This window comes from Nesterenkonia sandarakina (genome assembly GCF_003003175.1).
In the GTDB taxonomy this organism is placed as follows: Bacteria; Actinomycetota; Actinomycetes; order Actinomycetales; family Micrococcaceae; genus Nesterenkonia; species Nesterenkonia sandarakina_A.
In genome coordinates this window covers 139371-159363 of sequence record NZ_PVTY01000006.1, presented here as the reverse complement: position 1 = coordinate 159363, position 19993 = coordinate 139371, and the positions used below count along the sequence as shown (strand labels likewise).

Below are 19993 nucleotides of genomic sequence, written 5' to 3'. Positions count from 1 at the left end.
GCCATGAGCGAGAACGAGACCCAGCTGAGCGAGAACCACACCCCCGAAGAGGCACCCGCCGCCGCGCAGGACGCACCGGCTGCCGCCCAGCACAGCGCCTCCGCAGCCGCAGAGCCGACTCCGGTGAGCAACGACGACGCCGAGCCGCTCAGCAACGACGCTGACGCCGCGCAGCGCGACGAGCCCGCCGCCGAGGGCGCCACCGACGAAGGTGACATCGCCGCTGACTATCTCGAAGAGCTCCTCGACATCGTCGATCTCGATGGCGACATCGACATCGAGGTCCGCGGGGGACGCACCTATGTCTCCATCGTCACCGAGGAGGACGGCGAGGAGCTCGACGACCTCGTCGGAGACCGCGGTGAGGTCCTGGATGCGCTCCAGGAGCTCACCCGCCTGGCAGTGCTCACCGCCACCGGTGAGCGGACTCGCCTGATCCTGGACATCGCGGGACACCGCGACCAGCGCCAGGAGGAGCTCAAGGACCAGGCGGAGAACGCGATCGCCAAGGTCAAGGACCGCGGCGAGGACGAGCACCTGGAACCGATGAGCGCCTATGAGCGCAAGATCGTCCATGACTTCGTCGCCGAGTCCGGGCTGATCAGCGAGTCCGAGGGTGAAGGCAAACGACGCCACGTCGTCATCTCACCCGCCTAGGCACGGTCACCCGACGCTGAGTCCGACAGGCCTGGGGTCAGCGACGCCGAGAATTCGGTTCATCAGTACAAGGAGCAAGTCATGAGCGAGCCCCAGGACGACCGCGAAGCAGCGACCGCCGAGCAGGTGAACGACGCCCAGCTCGGCGAGCCTGAGCTCCCGGGGCGGGGTGCTGAACTGGTTGCTCCGGAGCTGACCGAGAAGGAGCAGCACGCCGCCGAGACGCTCTTCGGTGACCGTCTGGACCTGGCCAAGCAGTACGTGGGACACCTGTGCTCCACCGGCATCGAGCACGGCCTGCTCGGTCCTCGCGAGGTGCCGATCATGTGGTCTCGACACGTGCTCAACTGCGCGGTGCTCGCGCCGGAGCTCCAGGAGGGCAGCACCGTCGCCGACGTCGGCTCGGGTGCCGGCCTGCCCGGCCTCGCCCTGGCCATCGCGCGCCCTGACGTCGAGTTCATCCTCATCGAACCGATGGAACGCCGGGTCGAGTGGCTGAGCACCGTGGTGCAGGATCTCGGGCTCGACAACGTCCAGCTTATCCGGGCTCGCGCCGAAGAGGTCACCGACGAGGTCATGGCAGATGTCGTCACCGCCCGCGCGGTGACAGGACTCAAAAAGCTTTTGCCCCTGACAGTGCCGCTCCTGGACGACGACGGAGAGCTGATGCTGATCAAGGGACGCAGCGCTCGGGGAGAGATCGCGGCGGCAGGCAAATCCTTCAGCAAGCACAAGCTCGCCAACCCCACGGTGGAGCTGCTCGGTGAAGGTCTGCTGGAGGAGCCGAGCACGGTGGTGCGGGCTCGCCGCCGCTCCGCGGGTCCGCGCTAGATCCAGCAAGGACGCGTTCCGGGCCGAGCAGGACTGCATCCCTCGACGTCGCGGGGTGCGGTGGCGGAGCAGTGACCTAGACTCATAGCTGTGTGCGTTCAGCCTCCCCATCGGGGCCGGATCAGCCACGCGGAACAGTCAGAACAAGGAAAGGGTGGCCCGTGCAAGACAAGCGCGTTTCACGTGAAACCAGTGGTGCCGCCAAGGCCGCCGGAGCGGCCGCGAGCACAGCTGAGGGGTCCTCCATCCTGGAATCTCTGGGCGCCTCCTCTCCCCTGGCCGCCGAGCTCGCCGACGAGAATCGTCGCCGAAAGAAGCTCACAAGCACCGCTCTGAACCGCCCCAGCCACACCCGCGCCATCACCGTCTCCAATCAGAAGGGTGGCGTCGGCAAGACCACCAGCACGGTGAACCTCTCTGCGGCCCTCGCCGACCAGGGCTTCAACGTCCTGGTGATCGACATCGACCCGCAGGGCAACGCGTCGACGGCCCTGGGCGTCGAGCATTCAGCAGACACCGATTCGGTCTACGACGTGCTCATCGAAGACTTCGCGTTGGCCGACGTCGTGGCCGACTGCCCCGATGTGCCGCGGCTGCAGGTCGTGCCGGCGACGATTCACCTGGCTGGCGCGGAGATCGAACTGGTGTCCCTGGTGGCCAGGGAACAACGTCTGGCCCGCGCCCTCGCCGAGTACTACCGCTACCGCGAAGAGAACGGACTGGAGCGGCTGGACTTCGTCTTCATCGACTGTCCCCCCAGCCTGGGTCTGCTGACCGTCAACGCGTTCGTCGCCGCCCAGGAGGTCTTGATCCCGATCCAGTGCGAGTATTACGCACTCGAGGGTCTGAGCCAGCTTTTGAACAACATCGGGATGATCCAGAAGCACCTGAATCCTCCGCTGAAGGTCTCCACCATTCTGCTGACCATGTATGACGGACGCACCAACCTTGCATCCCAGGTCGCGGGAGAGGTGCGCGAGCACTTCCCCGAATCCGTGCTGAAGTCCGTGATCCCGCGCAGCGTCCGGATCTCAGAGGCGCCCTCGTACCAGCAGACCGTAATCACCTACGACCGGTCCTCTACAGGCGCCCTGGCCTACCTCGAAGCCGCAGCCGAACTCGCCAAGGGCTCCTGACCTGGGGCGATTCATTCCCCTGGTCGGTTCTGCCACGTTTGTCGACGTCAGGTCCTGCAGGTGGGCGGTCGGCCGGGTGCTGGTGTTTCACGTGAAACCCTCCCCGATCAGGGTGTCTGCGACTGCGTGGCGGATGCTTATTCCGTGCGGTCCTGCACGAGACTGTCGCACGATCCGATGAGCGTCTACGCAGCGACGTGAGGCCATTGGCGCTCGTCACGCCACATGTGTCCCGGGCGCGGCGGCATGCCGTGTGGACGTTACCGGGACGCATAAACTCGATGCGCGGCGTCGCACCACACCGGGACAACCTGAGTTCGCGGGGTCGAACCGACGGCGGTCCGTGGGTCCGGCGGAAGAGCCGCCACCACCCGCTGGACTTGAGGGTTTCACGTGAAACAGGCAACCGAGTGCGCAGCCCGACCCGAGAACGTCAAGTTTCACGTGAAACGTACCTCGGCGGCTCAGTGACCCCCAGTGCGGGGCAGCTCAAGAGTAGAGTTCCACGTGAAACGCCAGTGCTGGGGCGAGGAGGCATTGCGCCGGAGTGATCAGTCAGTCTGGAAGAGCATGCTGACCAATTGGGATCGATTCTGACGCTGTGGGATGAGGTTTCACGTGAAACACGCCGAGATCGCGCGTTGAACGCCGTCTTCGGGACGATACTGGCGTGGATCTGCGCTGCTGCGGGGCTTTCTCCCCTCACTGACCTGCAGATATGACCGACGCTTAGGTCGCGGTAGACATGGTCAGGCCAGAAGGTCAGAGTTTCACGTGAAACTTCCGGCGTGCACCTCTTGCCTGACCGAGGTAGACGCCATCGCTCCGTAGAATAGGGGAAGCCGCCATCTACGTTGCGCGGCTTCAGTTCTATCTCCTAGGAGGCTGCCGCATGGCAGAACGAAAGCGGCGCGGGCTCGGTCGAGGCTTGGGCGCATTGATCAACAGTGACGCGCAGGAAGCTGAGGCGGCGGAGGCAGCAGCGGTGCAATCACAGAACACCGCAGAGGCCAAGGACGAGGCGCAGACTCAATCAGATGCGAGCGAGGCTCAGGAGCCGACCGCGCCGGTTTCACGTGAAACGCCCGAGTCACGCACTGCGGCCCCGCGCCCGATCGACGTGTTCTTCTCCGCCAAGTCGGATCTTGACCGACAGGTCATCGCCCGCGAATCGGCCACGATCTCTCGGCCCAGCACCGCCTCCCGCCGCGCGACCGGAGGTCAACGAGCCCCCATGCCGGATGTGCTGTCCCGCAACGGGGCTAAGTCGGCCGCCTCCAGGCCCAGCGTGGTGGAGGATCTCACCCCATCGATGGAGCAGTCCGCTGTCGAGGTGATCGGTGCTGATCCGCATGTGGCCGAGAACGAGTCCCCCAGCACAGCGGAAGGTGCATGGACGAGCGCCGTTTCACGTGAAACTGGCGGCTCGGTCGATGGTGCCGAGTTCCGCTCGATACCAGTCGATTCCATCGTGCCGAACCCACGCCAGCCGCGCCAGGAGTTCGACGAAGAGCACATGGACGAGCTGATCCACTCGATCCGGGAGATCGGCGTCCTGCAGCCCATCGTGGTGCGGCCCGCAGGTCCTGACCACTTCGAACTGGTCATGGGCGAGCGGCGCTGGAGAGCTTCGAAGGCCGCTGATCGGGAAACGGTGCCGGCGATCGTGCGCATGACCGCCGATGATGATCTTCTCCGCGACGCTCTTTTGGAGAATATCCACAGATCTCAGCTCAATCCTTTGGAGGAAGCCGCTGCATATCGTCAGCTTCTCGATGATTTCAACTGCACGCAGGATGAGCTCGCGGAACGGATCGGTCGTTCGCGTCCGCAGATCAGCAACACCTTGCGGCTGATGAAGCTCCCGCCCGCCGTGCAGCGCAGGGTGGCGGCCGGTGTGCTCTCGGCGGGCCATGCGCGTGCACTGTTGGGCCTGAAATCTCAGGAGCAGATGGACCAGCTGGCGGGGAGAATCGTGGCCGAGGGACTCTCGGTCCGAGCCACCGAAGAAGCTGTGACGCTCGCGCAGCGAGACCAGGGCAGCGGTGACCTGGGTCGGGAACGGGCGAAGAGTCCCCGTGTGCGCCAGCTGGAGGAGTTCTCCGACGCCTTGACCGATCGGCTGGACACCCAGGTCAAGATCACGTTGGGCGCGAAGAAGGGTCGGATCGCCATCGACTTCGGGTCCATCGACGACCTTCATCGTCTGATGGAGATGATCGGCTCACGGTCGTGATGCGGGCATCGTGACGTTGGACGCCTTGATCTGGGTCCTGGTGACGGGGCCCTCAGGTCGGGACTCTGATGTCGGGGTGCTGATGTTGCGGTCCTCAGACGCCCCTCAGGCGTCCGTGCTTCGGCGGCTGAGGCAGAGGAGTTTCACGTGAAACGCAGTGGGGCCCGGAACGCGATGCTTTCCGGGCCCCACTTGCACCATCTCAGCAGCTGAGGCTGAGGATGCCTACTTCAGCAGATCTGCGAATTCCTGCTCCAGGACCTGCTTCGGCTTGGCGCCGATGGAGGACTGGACGTGCTCTCCGCCCTTGAAGGCGTAGACCGCAGGGATCGAGGTGATGCCGAACTTGGCGGCGGTACCTGGATTCTCATCCACGTTGACCTTCACGACCTCGATCTTCTCGGGGTTCTCAGCGGCCAGTTCTTCCAGGATGGGGGTCAGCATGCGGCAGGGGCCGCACCACTCGGCCCAGAAGTCCACGAGGACCGGCTTGTCGGCCTGCAGGACATCCTGCTCGAAGCTTGCATCGGTGACGTTCTTGAGATCTGACATAGAGATCTCCTTCCTTAGAGGGGTACTGGTGAGGTGTGAGCCTGGGGGGTGGGCACTTCGGCGGCGTCGGAGTTCAGTGTGTCCGCGAGCCAGTGCTCGACGTCGAGCGCCGCCACACAGCCGGAGCCGGCTGCGGTGATCGCCTGACGGTAGGTCGGATCCAGCACGTCGCCAGCGGCGAAGACGCCGGGCAGCGAGGTCCTGGAGCTGCGTCCGTCGACCCACGCGGTGCCGTCCTCGGTCAGAGTGATCTGATCCTTGAAGAGCTCCGTGCGCGGGTCATGACCAACAGCGACGAACAGACCTGTCACATCGAGGGAGGAGGGCTCTCCGGTGATGGTGTCACGCAGGAGCAGGCGACTGACCTTTCCTTCGCCCTGGACCTCGGTGACCTCGGTGTTCCAGATGAATTCGATCTTCTCGTTGGCCTTGGCCCGATCGGCCATGATCTGCGAGGCGCGCAGCTCGGACCGACGGTGCAGGACGGTGACCTTGGAGGCGAATTTGGTCAGGAACAGTGCTTCTTCCATGGCTGAGTCGCCGCCGCCGACGACGGCGATGTTCTGCTCGCGGAAGAAGAAGCCGTCGCAGGTCGCGCACCAGCTCACTCCGTGGCCGGAGAGCGCCTTCTCGCCGGGCACGCCGAGCTCGCGGTAGGCCGAGCCGGTGGCCAGCACCACGGCGCGGGCGTGGAGCACGTCTCCTGCGCCGGTGGTGATCTGCTTGATCGGCTGGTCCAGGAGCAGCTCGGTGGCGTCTTCGTGGCGGATGTCGGTGCCGAAGCGGCGGGCCTGCTGTTCCATGTTCATCATGAGATCGGGGCCCATGATGCCTTCTGGGAAGCCGGGGAAGTTCTCCACGTCGGTGGTGTTCATCAGCTCGCCACCTGCGGTGACCGAGCCGGTGAGCATGATGGGCTTCAGGTTCGCGCGGGCCATGTAGACGGCCGCGGTGTAGCCAGCAGGGCCGGAGCCGATGATGACCACGTCGTGAACCTGGTCAGGGGTCTGTTCAGTCACAATCACATGTCCTTAGCAACGGTCGTGGTGTCTGGAATATTGAACATCATCGATGTTCAGCCTATTCCATCACCCGCCAGCCTACTGGAGCGATGCGCAGGACCCCACTGGGCAGACGACGGTCAGTCGATGGTGATCTCGGCCAGTTCGGTGCTGAACGGCAGTCCCGCGTCGTTGGGAGTGTCCTGACTTGGCAGCTCTGTGATGTTGATGATCACGTAGGCCGCGTCGGCTTCGTTCTGGAGCTCGACGGTGGTCTCATTCCAGTTCAAGGTGCCGCTGCCGACCTGCTCGGCGCCCTCGAAGCTGGGCGCGTCATTGACCAGTACCTCGAAGCTGCCTCCGGTGGAGGCGCTCTGCTGGTTGATCGTGACGGCTGATACCTCTGTCGGCTCCTCGAGCTCCGCCACAAGGCCGACGCCGGAGCTGAATCCGCCGAAGTCAGCAGTCGCAAAGGACAACGAGACCCAGGCGGTGCCGGTGTCGCCGTCGAAGAGGTTCGCGAGCTGGCCGTCCCGGTCGGAGATCAGCTCTGGGGAGTCGGGCACCAGGCGGGTGATGTTCGCGATCTCAGGGTCTGGTCCGGTCTCCTCGGCCGGAGCCGATTCCCCGGTGGAGGCCTCCTGATCACCTTCGGCGTCATCCTCCGCAGGGGCCTCTCCGGCAGGCTCATCCTGGCCCTGATCCTCGCCTGTGACGGTGTCTTCGGTCTCTCCGCCGCGCAGGTTCAGGAACACGAGGACAGCCGCCACCAGCAGCACTGCGGCGAGCACCGCCGCAGTGATCCAGCGGCCGATCCCGGGCTTCTCATCGGTGAACTCCGAGTCAGCGAACTCCGAGTCCGCGGGATCCGAGTCAGCGAACACCGGGTCGGCCGGATCTGAGTCACCGGGCTCACCGCTCGAAACGGCCGCGCCGGTGCTCGCCGCACCGGTCGCGACACCAGGAGCCATGTCGTGGTCGCGTTCGACCTCGGGCCGTGAGGTCCCGGGGTTGGTGTTCGCCGGGTTGGTGTTCGCGGGAGCCTGGCCCCGAGCTGGGGCCTGCAGGGCCGCCTCATCCTCCAGGCTGGGGACGGGGCGGATCAGTCCGGTGAAGGAGACCGAGTCGCTGAGCCGGCGCGAGCGGGGCGGGCCGGGAAGCGGCGGCGCAGCTGGTGCTTCAGGCGCTGGTGGGGCCGCTGGGAGGTCATAGTCGTCGATGGGTGAGTCCGGCGGGTTGTCCACGACCTCATCACCGTCGAGCAGCTCCTGGGACGGGGCGTCGGCGGCCTGGGCGGAACCCTGGTGGGACGCCTGGTCTGAGGCGGAGTGTGAGGCGAGGACGTCGTCCTCGACGCCCGGTGCGGGACGAGTGCTCGATGCGGGGAGGGCAGACGTCTCGGCGGCGGCCACGGCTGCGCCGGACGCACCTGCCGCACCTGGGGCGCCGGGGGTGAGGACCCCGGCGTCGCGGGTGCCGGTGAAGTCCTCCTCGGTGTCCGCTGCCGGATCCGCGCCGATGACCTCCATGTCGCGGGACAGATAGGCTGCGGCGGCCGCTCGGGCCTGCTCGGCCTGGCCTGCGGCCACCGCCAGTGCGGCGGCGTCGTTCTCGGTGCCCAGCCGGCGGTTCAGGGAGTCCGAGACCTTGTCCAGGAACGCGGGGCGACGCCGGCGGAACCGGCGGGCGGGCTCGTCGGCGCGGTCGTCGGGGGCGGAGCCGGCGTGCAGGCCGGCGTAGTACTCGGCGTCGTCCTCGAAGGTCTCCGGCTCCATGACGCGGGACTGTCCGAAGAGCTCGGAGCCCAGCGAGTCGGTGAAGAAGGGCTCCACATAGGGCGCGGTGTCGGGGACCACGAGGTCCAACAGCGTGTTGGGGTCCACCAGCGAGGAGATCAGGTAGGTGCGCTCTTCAGCGAGCCCGAGGTCGAGCACCTCGACGTCGGAGTCGCGGGCGCCGATCGCGAGCTCACGCGCGGAGGTGGCCACCTGTTTGGCGTTGGAGCGCGAGGCCAGCAGGATGCTCACATCGCGGTCCCGGACCTCGTCGCTCGCCTGGAAGACGATGTCCTGATCAGCAGAGGTCACCACATGATGGGTGATGCGGTACCGCCCACCAACTACATCGCCGACGCCGAAAGGCTGCGCCACAAGTCCTCCTCGGTCCGGGAAACATCCCGGCCGCCCATGGCGGGCGGCCAGATTCACATCGGGGTCAAGCCTACCGGCCCAGACGGGACAGTGCTGGTACGCGCCTGGCCAGCGGTGCGATCGCCGCGGTGAACTCCTCCACGCGCAGCCAGCGCAGCATCACCACGAAGACCACCGCCATCACCACACCGACGACGGCGCAGCTGAGCACCGCGGTGAAGATGGAGTTCCAGGCGAAGCCCCAGTCATAGCCGCCGAGCAGCCACAGCGTCCCGGCGCCGGCCCCCCCGGCCGCCGCCGCGCAGGCCCCGGAGCGCAGGTACGCGGTCAGCACGGAGGCGAAGTCGAAGCCGCCCCAGCGACGGACCACCAGCACGTGGCAGATCAGGTACTGCAGCATGTGCAGCGCGGAGAACAGTCCGATCACGAGATACGCGATCTGCTCCTCGGGAACGATGGTGGCCAGACCATAGCCCGTGGTGAGGCCCACCGCGGCGATGATCGCGTAGATCAGCATCGGGGTCTTGGCGTCCTCGGCGGAGTAGAAGACCCGCATCAGATAGAAGCTGGCGGAGCGGAAGGGCATGCCCAGTGCCAGCAGGACCAGCAGCTGGCCGATGGCGGCGCCGGCCAGGTTCGCGTCAGCCGCGGCGCCGCCGAAGATCCGGCCGAGCGGGCCGGCGAGCACCAGCACCGCCACCATGCAGAACATCACCGGGATCGCGAAGATCCGGAGCCCCTCGTTGATGATCTCCCGGGCGCGGCCATAGCGACCCAGGTCCATGGCGCGGGCGAGCTGGTTGAACAGCACCGTCGCGATGGAGAGCACGAAGACTGAATGCGGCAGGATCGCGATCAGCTCGGCGACGTTGGCCGCATACTCGCCCGGCACCGAGGCGCCGAGCTCGCCCAGGTCCCGACGGGTCGCCGTCGCGCCGGAGATCAGCCGCATATAGGCGAGGTTCGCCAGGTTGCCGATGAGCATGGTCAGCAGGGTCCAGCCGGCGATCCGGCCGGTGGAGGCCAGTCCCATGCCCTTGAGCCCGAACTTCGGACGCAGCCGCAGCCCGAGCCGGGAGAGCGGCCACAGCAGCAGCAGCGCCTGCGCGATGATGCCGACGGTGTGGCCGGCCGCGAGCCAGATGGTCTGCTGGGCGGTCCACTCGGTGAGCTGGTCGCCGCCGGCGGCGTATTGGCCGAAGGTGACGATGAAGCTCAGGATCACCCCGATGGCGATCAGGTTGTTCAGCACCGGCGCCCACATGTACCAGCCGAAGCGGGCATTGGCGTTGAGCACCTGACCGGTGACCGCGTAGAGGCCGTAGAAGAAGATCTGCGGCAGCGTCCAGATCGCGAAGGCCGTGCCCAGGGCGAGCATCGGTTCGGTCCAGTTGCGGGTCAGCGTCACGATGATCGGATACGCCGCCAGGGTGAGCAGCGCGGTGAACCCGGCCAGCACGACGATGGTCAGGGTCAGCAGTCGGGAGGTGTAGTCCGCGCCCCGGTCCGGGCGGCGCGCGGCCTTGATCAGCTGCGGGACCAGCACCACGTTGAACATCCCGCCGGCGAGCAGCAGGTAGACCACGTTGGGGACCGTATTGGCCTTCTCGAAGACGTCGCCCACCAGCGTGGTCGAGCCGATGGCCACTGCCAGCAGCGCGGTGCGCACGATCCCGAGCACCCGGGACACCAGAGTCCCTGCGGCCATGATGGCGCTGGCGCGGGCCAGACCCTTGGCGGGGAGGTGGCCCTGATCCGCTGACGGATCAGGAGCCGCGGCGCCCGGCGCCGAGGGGTCCGGGGGTGACGAGTCCGGGGCGGCGGGAGACGAGGGCGGAGGCGGCGGTGGACCAGTGTCGGTCTGACCGGGGGAAGCGGCAGTCATCGTCAGTGGACTATAGCCGGATCAGCTGGACTGTACAGACTCATCGATCACCGCTCGCGCGAGATTCACGATCCGGCGCTCATTGGGGAAGGACAGCGTGCGATCCAGCGCATCCATGCTCACCCAGGCGACGTCCACGGCCTCGTGGTCGGGATCGTTCTCGATGCTCAGCTCCCCGCCCACAGCTTCCATCAGGTAATGATGGACGGTCTTGTGGACCCGGTGCGAGGGCACGGTGAACCAGTATTCGATGCTCCCCAGGGAGGTCAGGATGGCGCCTTCGACGCCGGTCTCCTCCGCCACCTCGCGCAGCGCGGCCTCCTCGAAGGTCTCGGTTCCCTCGGGATGACCTTTCGGCAGGCACCACTCCAGGCGTCCGCCGCGGTTGTACCGGGCGATGATGGCGACCTCGAACCCGGGGCTGGCCGGACGGATGATCACTCCGCCGGCGCTGACCTCCTCGACAGTGGGAAGGCTCCCCTGCTGCCGGGTGCTCTGGCGGGCCGGCATGCGGCGGGCACCCATTGACACTGTCAATGGGGTGCGCCGTTCATCGCCGGTCTCCGGTCTGTTCATACCGAACACTCTAATCGGAGTGCCGTGCAGATCTCCGCGTCGTGCACCGGTGCGGGCGTGGATCCCGGTGTTGTCGCGGATGCGGGGCGGCCGTCGGCAAGGCATATGGGACACTGTTTCCGCTATGCCTTACCTTCCCTCTGGTTTCCCTGACGGCGCCTGGCTGCCCGACGTCGTCGTCGAACTCGGCGAACTCTTCGCCTCCCGCGGCTTCGAGCTCTCCCTCGTCGGAGGTCCCGTGCGCGACCTCTTCCTGGGGCGGACCTCCCCGGATCTCGACTTCACCACCGCCGCGACCCCGGATCAGATCATCGAGACGGTGGCCGGCTGGGCCGAGGCGCACTGGGACATCGGGCGGGACTTCGGCACCATCGGGATCCGCAAGGGTGCCGACACCATCGAGATCACCACCTACCGGGCGGAGGCCTACGATCCGGGCTCCCGCAAGCCGCAGGTCAACTTCGGCACCGACCTGGGCGAGGACCTCGTCCGACGGGACTTCACGGTCAACGCCATGGCGCTGAAGCTGCCCAGCTTCGAACTGGTGGACCCGCACGGCGGGGTCAAGGACCTGCACCTGCGGCTGCTGCGCACCCCGGCGACCCCGGAAGAGTCCTTCTCCGATGACCCGCTGCGGATGATGCGCGCAGCCCGCTTCGCCTCCCAGCTGCGCATGGACGTCGCCCCGGAGGTGCGTGCCGCGATGACGGAGATGTCGCAGCGGCTGAGCATCGTCTCGGCGGAACGGATCCGCGAGGAGCTGGTCAAGCTGATCTGCGGCGCCGACCCGCGCGCCGGGATAGACCTGCTGGTCGACTCCGGGCTGGCTGAGATCATGCTCCCGGAGGTGCCGGCGCTGAAGCTCACCGACGACGAGCACCACCGGCACAAGGACGTCTACCAGCACTCCCTGCAGGTGCTGGAACAGGCCTGCGCGCTGGAGACCGACGACGAGGGCCCGGTGCCCGGCCCGGACTTCGTGCTGCGCTTCGCGGCGCTGATGCACGACGTCGGCAAGGCCAAGACCCGGCGCTTCGAACCCGGTGGCGGGGTCAGCTTCCGCCATCACGACGTGGTGGGCGCCAAACAGACCCGGCGCAGGATGCAGGAGCTGCGCTTCGACAAGGCCACCATCGCCGCGGTGAGCCTGCTGGTGGAGCTGCACATGCGCTTCTACGGCTACGGAGATCAGGGCTGGAGCGACTCCGCGGTGCGCCGCTACGTCACCGACGCCGGAGACCAGCTCCAGCGGCTGCACCGGCTCACCCGATCGGACGTGACGACCAGGAACAAGAAGAAGGCGGCCCGGCTCGAGCACGCCTATGACGACCTCGAGGAGCGCATCGCGGCGCTGGCCGAGCGTGAACAGCTCGACCGGATCCGCCCGCACCTCGACGGCGAGCAGATCATGGACGTCCTGGGCATCTCTCCGGGGCCCGAAGTGGGCCGGGCGTATAAGTTCCTGCTCGAGCACCGGATGGAGCATGGCCCGGTGGACCACCAGGACGCCGTGGAGATCCTGAAGGAATGGGCCTCAGCGGAGCTCTGAGGCCGGCATCGGGTCCGCTGCGGCACCCGACTCAGGGGCGCGGCTGGCATGCCGCACCGGGTCTCGCTCCGGACGCAGGATGTCGAGCACCACCTGTGCCATGAGGTACAAGGTCGCCCCGATGTGTCCGAGCACCGCGGCGATGTAGAGCGCGGAGTCGAAGGAATGCTGCGGATCCTGATCCCCGACGATCCCGGCCAGATACATCCATACCGCCCAGAAGTGCAGCACCTGGAAGCCCTGCCAGATCAGCGCATCGCGCCAGCGCGGCGCCGCCAGGGCGATGAGCGGAATCAGCCAGATCATGAACTGCGGCGAGTAGACCTTGTTGAGCAGCAGGAACGAGGCCACGATCAGGAACAGCAGCTGGACCATGCGTGGGGGATGCTTCGCCCGCACCCCCAGCACCAGCACGCCGAGGCAGGCCGCCACGAAGAGCCCGAGCGAGAGACCCGAGATCGTCTCGGCGCTCAGCCCCGAGCCGCCGCGGCCCTCGGCGATCAGCTGCCAGATGTGCCAGGGGGAGGAGTACCCGGCGCCGCGCTCGGCCGAGAGCTCGAAGAACTCGGACCAGGAGCTGAAGCTCAGCAGCATCGCCGGAACGTTGAGCACCAGCCAGCTGGCCACCGCACCGCCGAGGGTGCGCAGAAAGACGTCGAACCCGAGCCGGGTGTCCCGGCGCAGCGCCAGGACCAGCACCGCACCGAGCATGAAGAGCGGGAACAGCTTGAAGGAGACGCCGACGCCGATCATCACCCCGGCGCTGATGTGGGCACCGCGCCCGAAGGCGAGGATCGCCAGCGCCAGCGCGGTCACCGCCCAGATGTCCCAGTTGATCCCGATCCCGAAGATGACCGCCGGGGAGACCGCCACGATTGCCGCATCCCAGGGACGCGCCCCGGCGGCCTTCATCACCGCCAGCACCAGCACCAGCCACACCACGGCGGCCGCGGCGAAGCTGAGATCCCAGTACAGCAGCGAGGCGCGTTCGGTGGACCAGCCCAGCGCCATGGTCAGATCCTGGGTGAGCAGGAACCGCGTGGAGGCGGCGAGCAGCGCCGCGACCAGGCTGGTGAGCACCGGATACTCGAAGTAGCCGGGGCCGACGAGCGGGCTCCACGGCGCATCGCCGAGCTGACGCTGGCTGAAGAGCGCACTGATGTCCGAATAGCAGCCCGCGTGATAGACCCCTACCCCGCCCCACCCGTTGATCCGGCAATACTGACTGGTCAGCGCCGAGAGCAGGATTCCGAGCACGGTGAGGCCCAGCAATATCGAGGTCGGCGAGAACCGTGGGCGCAGCCGTTTCCCCGCGGGTCCGCCGAGGCGTTCCGAGAGGTGCCGCAGCAGCGGATCGTCCCTGGTCGCAGCGACCGGGGGACCGTCGTTCGGGGACTGGGTCATCGGCTCCACGATAACCCCCGTGGCCGACTCGCTATAGGCTTCGCATAAGAGACACCGGTATGACTGGGATCACCTCCCGGCCGGCGGGGTCTCATGACCGCCGAGCAGCAGGCCCCCGCCCGCAGGACGCCGCTGCAGGACACCGAGGAGAGAACCTTTTGGCAGAACAACCCATCCGAGTCGCCGTCGTCGGCGTCGGAAACTGTGCAGCATCACTTGTCCAGGGCGTGGAGTACTACCGTGAGGCCCCTGATGATCAGAAGGTCCCGGGGCTGATGCATGTCCGGTTCGGGGACTACCACGTGGGCGATGTCAGCTTCGTCGCCGCGTTCGATGTGGATGAGAAGAAGGTCGGGCTGGACCTGGCCGAGGCGATCACCGCCTCGCAGAACAACACCATCACCATCGCGAAGGTCCCGCACACCGGGGTGACGGTGCAGCGTGGGCCGACCCTGGACGGGCTGGGGAAGTACTACCGGGAGACCATCGAGGAGTCCACCGCCGAGCCGGTGGATGTCGTGGCCGCGCTGAAGCAGTCACAGGCCCAGGTGCTGGTCTGCTACCTGCCGGTCGGCTCCGAGGAGGCTGCCCGGTTCTACGCCCAGGCCGCGATCGACGCGGGGGTGGCGTTCGTCAACGCCCTGCCGGTGTTCATCGCCGGAACCCCCGAATGGGCCAGCAAGTTCACCGATGCCGGGGTCCCGATCGTCGGAGACGACATCAAGTCCCAGATCGGTGCGACCATCACGCACCGGGAGCTGGCGCACCTCTTCGAGGATCGCGGCGTGCACCTGGACCGCACCTACCAGCTCAATGTTGGTGGAAACATGGACTTCAAGAACATGCTGGAACGCGACCGCCTGGAGTCCAAGAAGATCTCCAAGACCCAGGCGGTCACCTCCAACACCTCCGCGCCGCTCGCGGATCGAGACGTCCACATCGGACCCAGCGACTACATCCAGTGGCTCGACGACCGGAAATGGGCCTTCATCCGCCTCGAGGGACGCAACTTCGGTGATGCTCCGGTGTCGATCGAGCTCAAGCTGGAGGTCTGGGACTCCCCGAACTCCGCGGGGGTCATCATCGACGCGATCCGCGCGGCGAAGATCGGACTGGACCGGGGCATCGGCGGGCCGCTGATCTCGGCCTCGAGCTACTTCATGAAGTCCCCGCCGGAGCAGTTCCACGACGATGTCGCCCACGAGAAGGTCGAGGCCTTCATCCGCGGCGAGATCGACCGCTGACGCCACGGCTGACGCCACCGCTGAGGCTGCCCCCGACGCCGCGGCTGATGGCTCAGCGGCGGCGGGTCCCCCCGCCGGCCCAGGTATTTTGGGGGGATGGAGAGACTTCACGCCGTCGACGCGCTGCGCGCCCTGGCCCTGCTGGGCATCCTTTCCGTGAACATCTGGTACTTCGCGTTCCCGGAGAACCTCACCGGCGGCGGTGAGGGCGGCGGGCGTTCGGCCGGGCTGAGCGAGGGGGCCGCCGCGGAGGGTGCCGGGGCGCTCGCCGGTGCTGATCAATGGGTGGCCTTCGCGGCCACCGCGATCTTCGAGGGCAAGTCCTATGTGATCTTCTCCTTCCTCTTCGGGCTCGCCTTCGTGCTGCAGTGGGGCGCCGCGCACCGTGCGGGAGTCAGCGAGGTCACCCGTTCGCAGCGCCGCTTCACCGGGCTGGTGGTCCTGGGGATCCTGCACGGGATCTTCCTCTTCGTCGGAGACATCCTGCTCGCCTACGCGGTGCTGGGGTTCGCGCTGCTGGGCATGCGCCGAATCCGGACCCGGACCGCGCTGCTGCTCGCCGCCGCGCTCTGGGCCGTGGTGGCCCTGGCGATCCTCGGTCTGGGCGCGCTGACCTGGGTGATGGAGTCCTCCGGCATGATGGACCCGGCCATGATGGACAGCGAGGCAGCGGCCAGCTCGGGACTCGTCCTGCCCACCGAGGAAGCTCGCGCGGCCTACACGGGCAGCCTGGGCAGCTACCTGAGCTTCCAGCTCAGCGCCTATGCGCTGGTGGCGCCCTCGATGCTCCTGGTCCAGGGTCCGATGGCCTTCGCCGCCTTCCTGCTCGGGCTGGTTCTCGGGCGCGCCCAGATGCTGGAACGCATCCTCGCCGGAGAGATCCCGACGACGCGGCTCGTGGCGATCATGCTCCCCGCGCTCGCCGTGGGCGGGGCGCTCAGCGTGACCGCCGCCTGGATGGTCTGGGGCGCGGAGGCCGGCGGGCTGGGGGCGGAGACGCTCAGTGCGGGGCTGATCTTCCTGGCCGGACCGGTGCAGGCCACCGGCTATGTGCTCGCGGCGCTGCTGATCCTGCGCCACCGGCGGTTCGGCTGGCTGGTGCACGTCCTGGCGCCGGCCGGGCGGATGTCGCTGAGCAACTATCTGGGCCAGTCCCTGGTGCTGGCACTGCTGTTCTCCGCGCTGGGCGTCCCGCTGGGCCTGGGTGTGGCGGGCCAGCTCAGCGCGAGCCAGGTGGGCGTCGTCGTCGTCCTGCTCTGGCTGGCACAGCTGGGGATCTCCCACCTGTGGCTGCGTTTCTTCGCCCGCGGCCCGGTGGAGGCACCGCTGCGCGCATGGACCTACGCGGCCAAGCCGTTTCCCGTGAAACCCGCGGCACAGGATCATCCTTCAGCGTGATGCGCGCCGCGGCGGGCGGATCTAGCGTGGAGGAATGATCACAGCCAGTGGCCTGAGCAAGACCTACGGGAGCCGAACCGCCGTGGACGGGATCAGCTTCGCGCTGGAGCCGGGCCGGGTCACCGGCTTCCTGGGGCCCAACGGGGCCGGGAAGTCCACCACCATGCGACTGGCCATGGGGCTGGATCGCCCCAGCGCCGGGCAGATCACCATCAACGGCAGGCCCTTCGCCGAGCATCGCGCCCCGCTGCGCGAGGTCGGCGCGGTGCTCGACGCTCGCGCGAGCCACCCGGGATTGACCGGGGAGCAGCAGCTGCGCATCCTGGCCGCCACCCACGCCATCCCCAAGGCCCGGGTCCAGGAGGTCATCGAGATGACCGGACTCAGCTCCGTCGCCTCCCGGCGGATCAAGGGCTACTCCCTGGGGATGAGTCAGCGGCTCGGGATCGCCGCGGCGATGCTCGGCGACCCCGGGGTGCTGATCTTCGACGAACCCATCAACGGCCTCGACCCCGAAGGCGTGCGCTGGGTCCGCCAGCTGGTCCGCCGGCTCGCCGCCCAGGGCCGCACGGTGTTCATCTCCTCGCATCTGATGTCGGAGATGGCACAGACCGCCGATCACCTCATCGTGCTCGGGCAGGGCCGGATCATCGCTGATCAGCCGTTGGGCGACTTCATCGACGCCGCCGGGGAGACCCGGGTGCTGGTGCGCACCGAGGACTCGCAGACGCTGATGGCCGCGCTCGCCGGCGCGGACGTCACGCTGGTCTGTCGGGATGCCGAGACCTTCGAGGTGCGCGGCCTCGACGCCCGCAGCATCGGCCACCGGGCCCTGGAGCTGGGCGTGGTGGTCCATGAGCTGACCCCGCTGCACTCCTCTCTGGAGGACTCCTATCTCAAGCTGACCGGGGACTACGTCGAACACCGCTCCGGAGGAATCGCATGAACGCCAACATCTCCCGCGCCCCTGGCAGCACCAGCCCCGCCACCGGCAGCATCGCTCCCACCCGCGCCTCGGCGGCGGCGCTGGGCCCCGCCGAGCTGAGCCTCTCCCGGGCGCTGCGCGCCGAATGGCTGAAGCTGACCAGCCTGCGGCTGAACCTGTGGCTCAGCCTCGCCGCGCTGGGGCTGATCATCATCACCCTGGTCGCCACCGTGCTGAGCACCCACTACCTGCTCGCCGAGAACTCTCCGCAGGGCGCCGAGGCGCAGCTGACCGGCCTGGCGCTCTTCGAGAACGTCTTCTCCAGCTTCACCCTGGTCACGCTGCTGGTGGGCGCGCTCGCGGCCGTCGCGGTCACCGGCGAGCACACCTCGGGTGCGATCCGGTCCTCGCTGGCCGCCGTGCCGAACCGCACGATGTTCTTCGCCGCCAAGCTGCTCGCGGTCTGCGGCTTCATCGCCGCGCTCACCGCCGCCCTGATGGTGCTCAGCTTCCTGGTGCTGCTCCCGATGGCCGGCTTCTACGACATCCTTCCCCCGCTGCTGGATCCCGGGCTCTGGTGGATGGTCCTGAGCAACTGGGCGGTGGTGATCATCACCGCCTCGATCGGCTTCGGGCTCGGCGCCCTGCTGCGCAGCACCGCCGGCGCGGTGGTCACCTACTGCCTGCTGCTCTTCAGCGGACCGATCGCGCTGGGACTGCTGATGGCGATCACCGACTACGCCCAATGGGTCGAGGAGCTGGCACGGTTCGAGATATTCGCGCTTCAGCGCCAGTTCATCGCCGGCACCGCCTCCATGGGCACCGATCTTCCGGTGCCCCTTGCCGGGGCGCTGCTGCTGGTCTGGGCCGGCGTCTTCCTGATCCCGGGATGGCTGCTGTTCACCCGCCGCGATGCCTGAGCCGCGCACTGCGCGCTCTGGCCTCGGCTCGGAGCCCGGGCGGCGCAGCCGCGTGCCCTCGGGCTCGGTAGAGTCGATGCCGTGATCACCCAGGCGCTCTCCGAACCGGCCGCAGGCCAGGCGATGCCTCCCGGCTTCGAAGATCTCGCCATCGCGCGCCGTCACGGCCTGCGCGGCTGGTTCCGCCGGCATCCGAAGTCGATGAACGCGGTGGTCATCGGCGTCTACGTGCTGCTCACCTTCTGGGTCTACCCCTACGCGTTCTACGACCTGGGGAATGGGGCGCTGTGGCTGCTGATCGGCTACGGCGTGATCATCGCGGCGCTGTGCTTCCGCGTGTCACATCCGCTCAGCGTGCTGGCACTGGTGGCCCTCGCCGAGGCCGCGCTGCTGCTCTTCTACCCCTGGCAGGGCGTACAGATGTGGGGTCTGTGCTTCGCCGCCTATGCGGTGGCGCTGCGGCGCGGCCTGCTGATCGGGCTGATCACCGGGCTGCCCGCCTGCGTGCTGGGCTATCTGACGTTCCTGCGCACCGACATCTGGTCGGAGCGGCACGGCCCGAGCTGGTGGATGGAGAACTACTACGACCCGATGGGGCTCACCGAGTTCGAGTCCCTGAGCATCCTGGCGGTGATGATGTTCTTCACCGTCGGGATCTCCGCGGGCATCGGGGCCGCCGTGCGGCGCGGTCACCGCCACGAGCAGGAGGTCCTTGAGTGGGCTCGGCGCAGCCAGCAGCTGGCGCAGGTGGCCGAGCGCAACCGGATCGCCCGCGAGATGCACGACGTGATCGCACACTCGCTCTCGGTGATGATCTCCCTGGCCGACGGCGCCCGAATCGTGGCGCGCAAGGACCCGCACCGGGCCGGGGAGGTCCTCGAGGAGCTCTCCGGCACCGGTCGCACCGCGCTGGGAGACATGCGCCGGGTGATCGGGGTGCTGCGCCAGGGCGAGGACGTCGGTGCCGCCCGCCGTCCGATCGGAGAATCTCTGGAGGACCTGTATGAGAACTTCCGCCAGGCGGGTCTGCCGCTGACCGTGAGCCTCACCGGACCCTCCCTGCCCGAGGACGCCGGCTTCGGCCTCACGGTCCACCGGATCATCCAGGAGTCGCTGACCAACGTGCTGCGCTATGGGCGCCAGGTCACCGAGGTCGCGGTGCACATCGAGCACCGCCCCGGCCCGACCGTCGAGGAGTCGCGCCGGCTGCGCGCGGAGGGGCTCAGCGCGGCGGACCAGGCCGCGCTGGGGATGCCCGCCACCGGGCAGGTGGTGCTCACGATCACCGACGACGGCGTGCACCCGACCCCGGGGGAGCGCCGGGAATCGGTGGGCAGCGGCCAGGGCATCCATGGCATGGAGGAGCGCGCCGGCTTCTACAACGGTTCGGTCTACGCAGGCCCGGCACCTCGCCGGGGCTGGATGGTGCGCGCGGTGCTGGAACCGCCGCAGAAGGGATGACCAGGTGAACAACCACCACGACGACGACGCGGCACGCCCCGCACACCCCGAGGCGCCCCAGCCCGGGG

At 67.7% G+C, this 19993-nt stretch carries 16 protein-coding genes; 10 read left to right on the top strand and 6 right to left on the bottom strand.

Annotation, left to right across the window (positions count from 1 at the left end; all coding sequences use genetic code 11):
• The first annotated feature begins 3 nt into the window (after nucleotides 1-3).
• The 4 genes from BCL67_RS06695 to BCL67_RS06680 all read left to right on the top strand — a co-directional run bounded on the left by BCL67_RS06695 (nucleotide 4) and on the right by BCL67_RS06680 (nucleotide 4860).
• Nucleotides 4-657, top strand: a complete 654-nt coding sequence (locus BCL67_RS06695) for a Jag family protein (protein WP_106122672.1) — start codon at nucleotides 4-6, stop codon at nucleotides 655-657.
• An 81-nt stretch (nucleotides 658-738) separates the two neighbouring features.
• Nucleotides 739-1488: a 16S rRNA (guanine(527)-N(7))-methyltransferase RsmG gene (gene rsmG, locus BCL67_RS06690; RefSeq protein WP_106122671.1), complete on the top strand. Its 750-nt coding sequence runs from the start codon at nucleotides 739-741 to the stop codon at nucleotides 1486-1488.
• Nucleotides 1489-1736: 248 nt separating this feature from the next.
• The gene (locus BCL67_RS06685) at nucleotides 1737-2624 is read left to right on the top strand and encodes a ParA family protein (RefSeq protein ID WP_106122706.1); all 888 of its coding nucleotides are present in this window, start codon (nucleotides 1737-1739) and stop codon (nucleotides 2622-2624) included.
• Between the two features lie 892 nt (nucleotides 2625-3516).
• Entirely contained in the window at nucleotides 3517-4860 is a 1344-nt protein-coding gene (locus BCL67_RS06680; protein ID WP_106122670.1) for a ParB/RepB/Spo0J family partition protein, read from the top strand.
• 225 nt (nucleotides 4861-5085) lie between these two features.
• Here BCL67_RS06680 and trxA read toward each other — a convergent pair whose 3' ends face one another.
• The 5 genes from trxA to BCL67_RS06655 form a co-directional block, all read right to left on the bottom strand.
• Nucleotides 5086-5412 (bottom strand): thioredoxin, encoded by a 327-nt coding sequence (gene trxA, locus BCL67_RS06675; protein WP_058887901.1) that lies wholly within the window; start codon nucleotides 5410-5412, stop codon nucleotides 5086-5088.
• Nucleotides 5413-5426: 14 nt separating this feature from the next.
• Nucleotides 5427-6437 carry a thioredoxin-disulfide reductase gene (gene trxB / locus BCL67_RS06670; protein ID WP_374955630.1) on the bottom strand — a complete coding sequence of 337 codons (1011 nt, stop codon included), beginning with the start codon at nucleotides 6435-6437 and terminating at the stop codon, nucleotides 5427-5429.
• A 116-nt stretch (nucleotides 6438-6553) separates the two neighbouring features.
• Entirely contained in the window at nucleotides 6554-8563 is a 2010-nt protein-coding gene (locus BCL67_RS06665) for a hypothetical protein (RefSeq protein WP_146131100.1), read from the bottom strand.
• Between the two features lie 70 nt (nucleotides 8564-8633).
• Nucleotides 8634-10448, bottom strand: coding sequence for a murein biosynthesis integral membrane protein MurJ (gene murJ, locus BCL67_RS06660; RefSeq protein ID WP_258174809.1), 1815 nt, complete (start codon nucleotides 10446-10448; stop codon nucleotides 8634-8636).
• Nucleotides 10449-10469: 21 nt separating this feature from the next.
• Nucleotides 10470-11024, bottom strand: a complete 555-nt coding sequence (locus BCL67_RS06655; protein WP_374955629.1) for an NUDIX hydrolase — start codon at nucleotides 11022-11024, stop codon at nucleotides 10470-10472.
• 124 nt (nucleotides 11025-11148) lie between these two features.
• Here BCL67_RS06655 and BCL67_RS06650 point away from each other — a divergent pair, with 124 nt between their 5' ends.
• Nucleotides 11149-12573, top strand: a complete 1425-nt coding sequence (locus BCL67_RS06650; protein ID WP_106122665.1) for a CCA tRNA nucleotidyltransferase — start codon at nucleotides 11149-11151, stop codon at nucleotides 12571-12573.
• Here the strand turns inward: BCL67_RS06650 and BCL67_RS06645 are convergent.
• A complete protein-coding gene (locus BCL67_RS06645; protein ID WP_106122664.1) occupies nucleotides 12559-13977 on the bottom strand; it encodes a glycosyltransferase family 87 protein in 1419 nt (472 codons plus the stop codon). The two genes, BCL67_RS06650 and BCL67_RS06645, sit on opposite strands and share 15 nt — an antisense overlap.
• Nucleotides 13978-14135: 158 nt before the next feature.
• Between BCL67_RS06645 and BCL67_RS06640 the strand changes: the two genes are divergently transcribed.
• From BCL67_RS06640 to BCL67_RS06620, 5 genes are all read left to right on the top strand, one after another.
• Entirely contained in the window at nucleotides 14136-15221 is a 1086-nt protein-coding gene (locus tag BCL67_RS06640) for an inositol-3-phosphate synthase (protein WP_106122663.1), read from the top strand.
• Nucleotides 15222-15317: 96 nt separating this feature from the next.
• The gene (locus BCL67_RS06635) at nucleotides 15318-16619 is read left to right on the top strand and encodes a DUF418 domain-containing protein (RefSeq protein WP_106122662.1); all 1302 of its coding nucleotides are present in this window, start codon (nucleotides 15318-15320) and stop codon (nucleotides 16617-16619) included.
• Nucleotides 16620-16653: 34 nt separating this feature from the next.
• Nucleotides 16654-17565: an ABC transporter ATP-binding protein gene (locus BCL67_RS06630; RefSeq protein ID WP_106122661.1), complete on the top strand. Its 912-nt coding sequence runs from the start codon at nucleotides 16654-16656 to the stop codon at nucleotides 17563-17565.
• Complete coding sequence (locus tag BCL67_RS06625) at nucleotides 17562-18464, top strand: hypothetical protein (RefSeq protein ID WP_106122660.1); 903 nt, start codon at nucleotides 17562-17564, stop codon at nucleotides 18462-18464. Before BCL67_RS06630 ends, BCL67_RS06625 begins: the two co-directional genes overlap by 4 nt.
• 81 nt (nucleotides 18465-18545) lie before the next feature.
• Nucleotides 18546-19925 carry a sensor histidine kinase gene (locus BCL67_RS06620; RefSeq protein WP_106122659.1) on the top strand — a complete coding sequence of 460 codons (1380 nt, stop codon included), beginning with the start codon at nucleotides 18546-18548 and terminating at the stop codon, nucleotides 19923-19925.
• Nucleotides 19926-19993: the final 68 nt, after the last annotated feature.

What these genes read in the sequence shown, in the direction of transcription:
- BCL67_RS06695 (WP_106122672.1), top strand. Translation starts at nt 4, where the DNA reads ATGAGCGAGAACGAGACCCAGCTGAGCGAGAACCACACCCCCGAAGAG.
- rsmG (WP_106122671.1), top strand. Translation starts at nt 739, where the DNA reads ATGAGCGAGCCCCAGGACGACCGCGAAGCAGCGACCGCCGAGCAGGTG.
- BCL67_RS06680 (WP_106122670.1), top strand. Translation starts at nt 3,517, where the DNA reads ATGGCAGAACGAAAGCGGCGCGGGCTCGGTCGAGGCTTGGGCGCATTG.
- trxA (WP_058887901.1), bottom strand. Translation starts at nt 5,412, where the DNA reads ATGTCAGATCTCAAGAACGTCACCGATGCAAGCTTCGAGCAGGATGTC.
- murJ (WP_258174809.1), bottom strand. Translation starts at nt 10,448, where the DNA reads ATGACTGCCGCTTCCCCCGGTCAGACCGACACTGGTCCACCGCCGCCT.
- BCL67_RS06655 (WP_374955629.1), bottom strand. Translation starts at nt 11,024, where the DNA reads ATGAACAGACCGGAGACCGGCGATGAACGGCGCACCCCATTGACAGTG.
- BCL67_RS06650 (WP_106122665.1), top strand. Translation starts at nt 11,149, where the DNA reads ATGCCTTACCTTCCCTCTGGTTTCCCTGACGGCGCCTGGCTGCCCGAC.
- BCL67_RS06645 (WP_106122664.1), bottom strand. Translation starts at nt 13,977, where the DNA reads ATGACCCAGTCCCCGAACGACGGTCCCCCGGTCGCTGCGACCAGGGAC.
- BCL67_RS06635 (WP_106122662.1), top strand. Translation starts at nt 15,318, where the DNA reads ATGGAGAGACTTCACGCCGTCGACGCGCTGCGCGCCCTGGCCCTGCTG.
- BCL67_RS06630 (WP_106122661.1), top strand. Translation starts at nt 16,654, where the DNA reads ATGATCACAGCCAGTGGCCTGAGCAAGACCTACGGGAGCCGAACCGCC.
- BCL67_RS06625 (WP_106122660.1), top strand. Translation starts at nt 17,562, where the DNA reads ATGAACGCCAACATCTCCCGCGCCCCTGGCAGCACCAGCCCCGCCACC.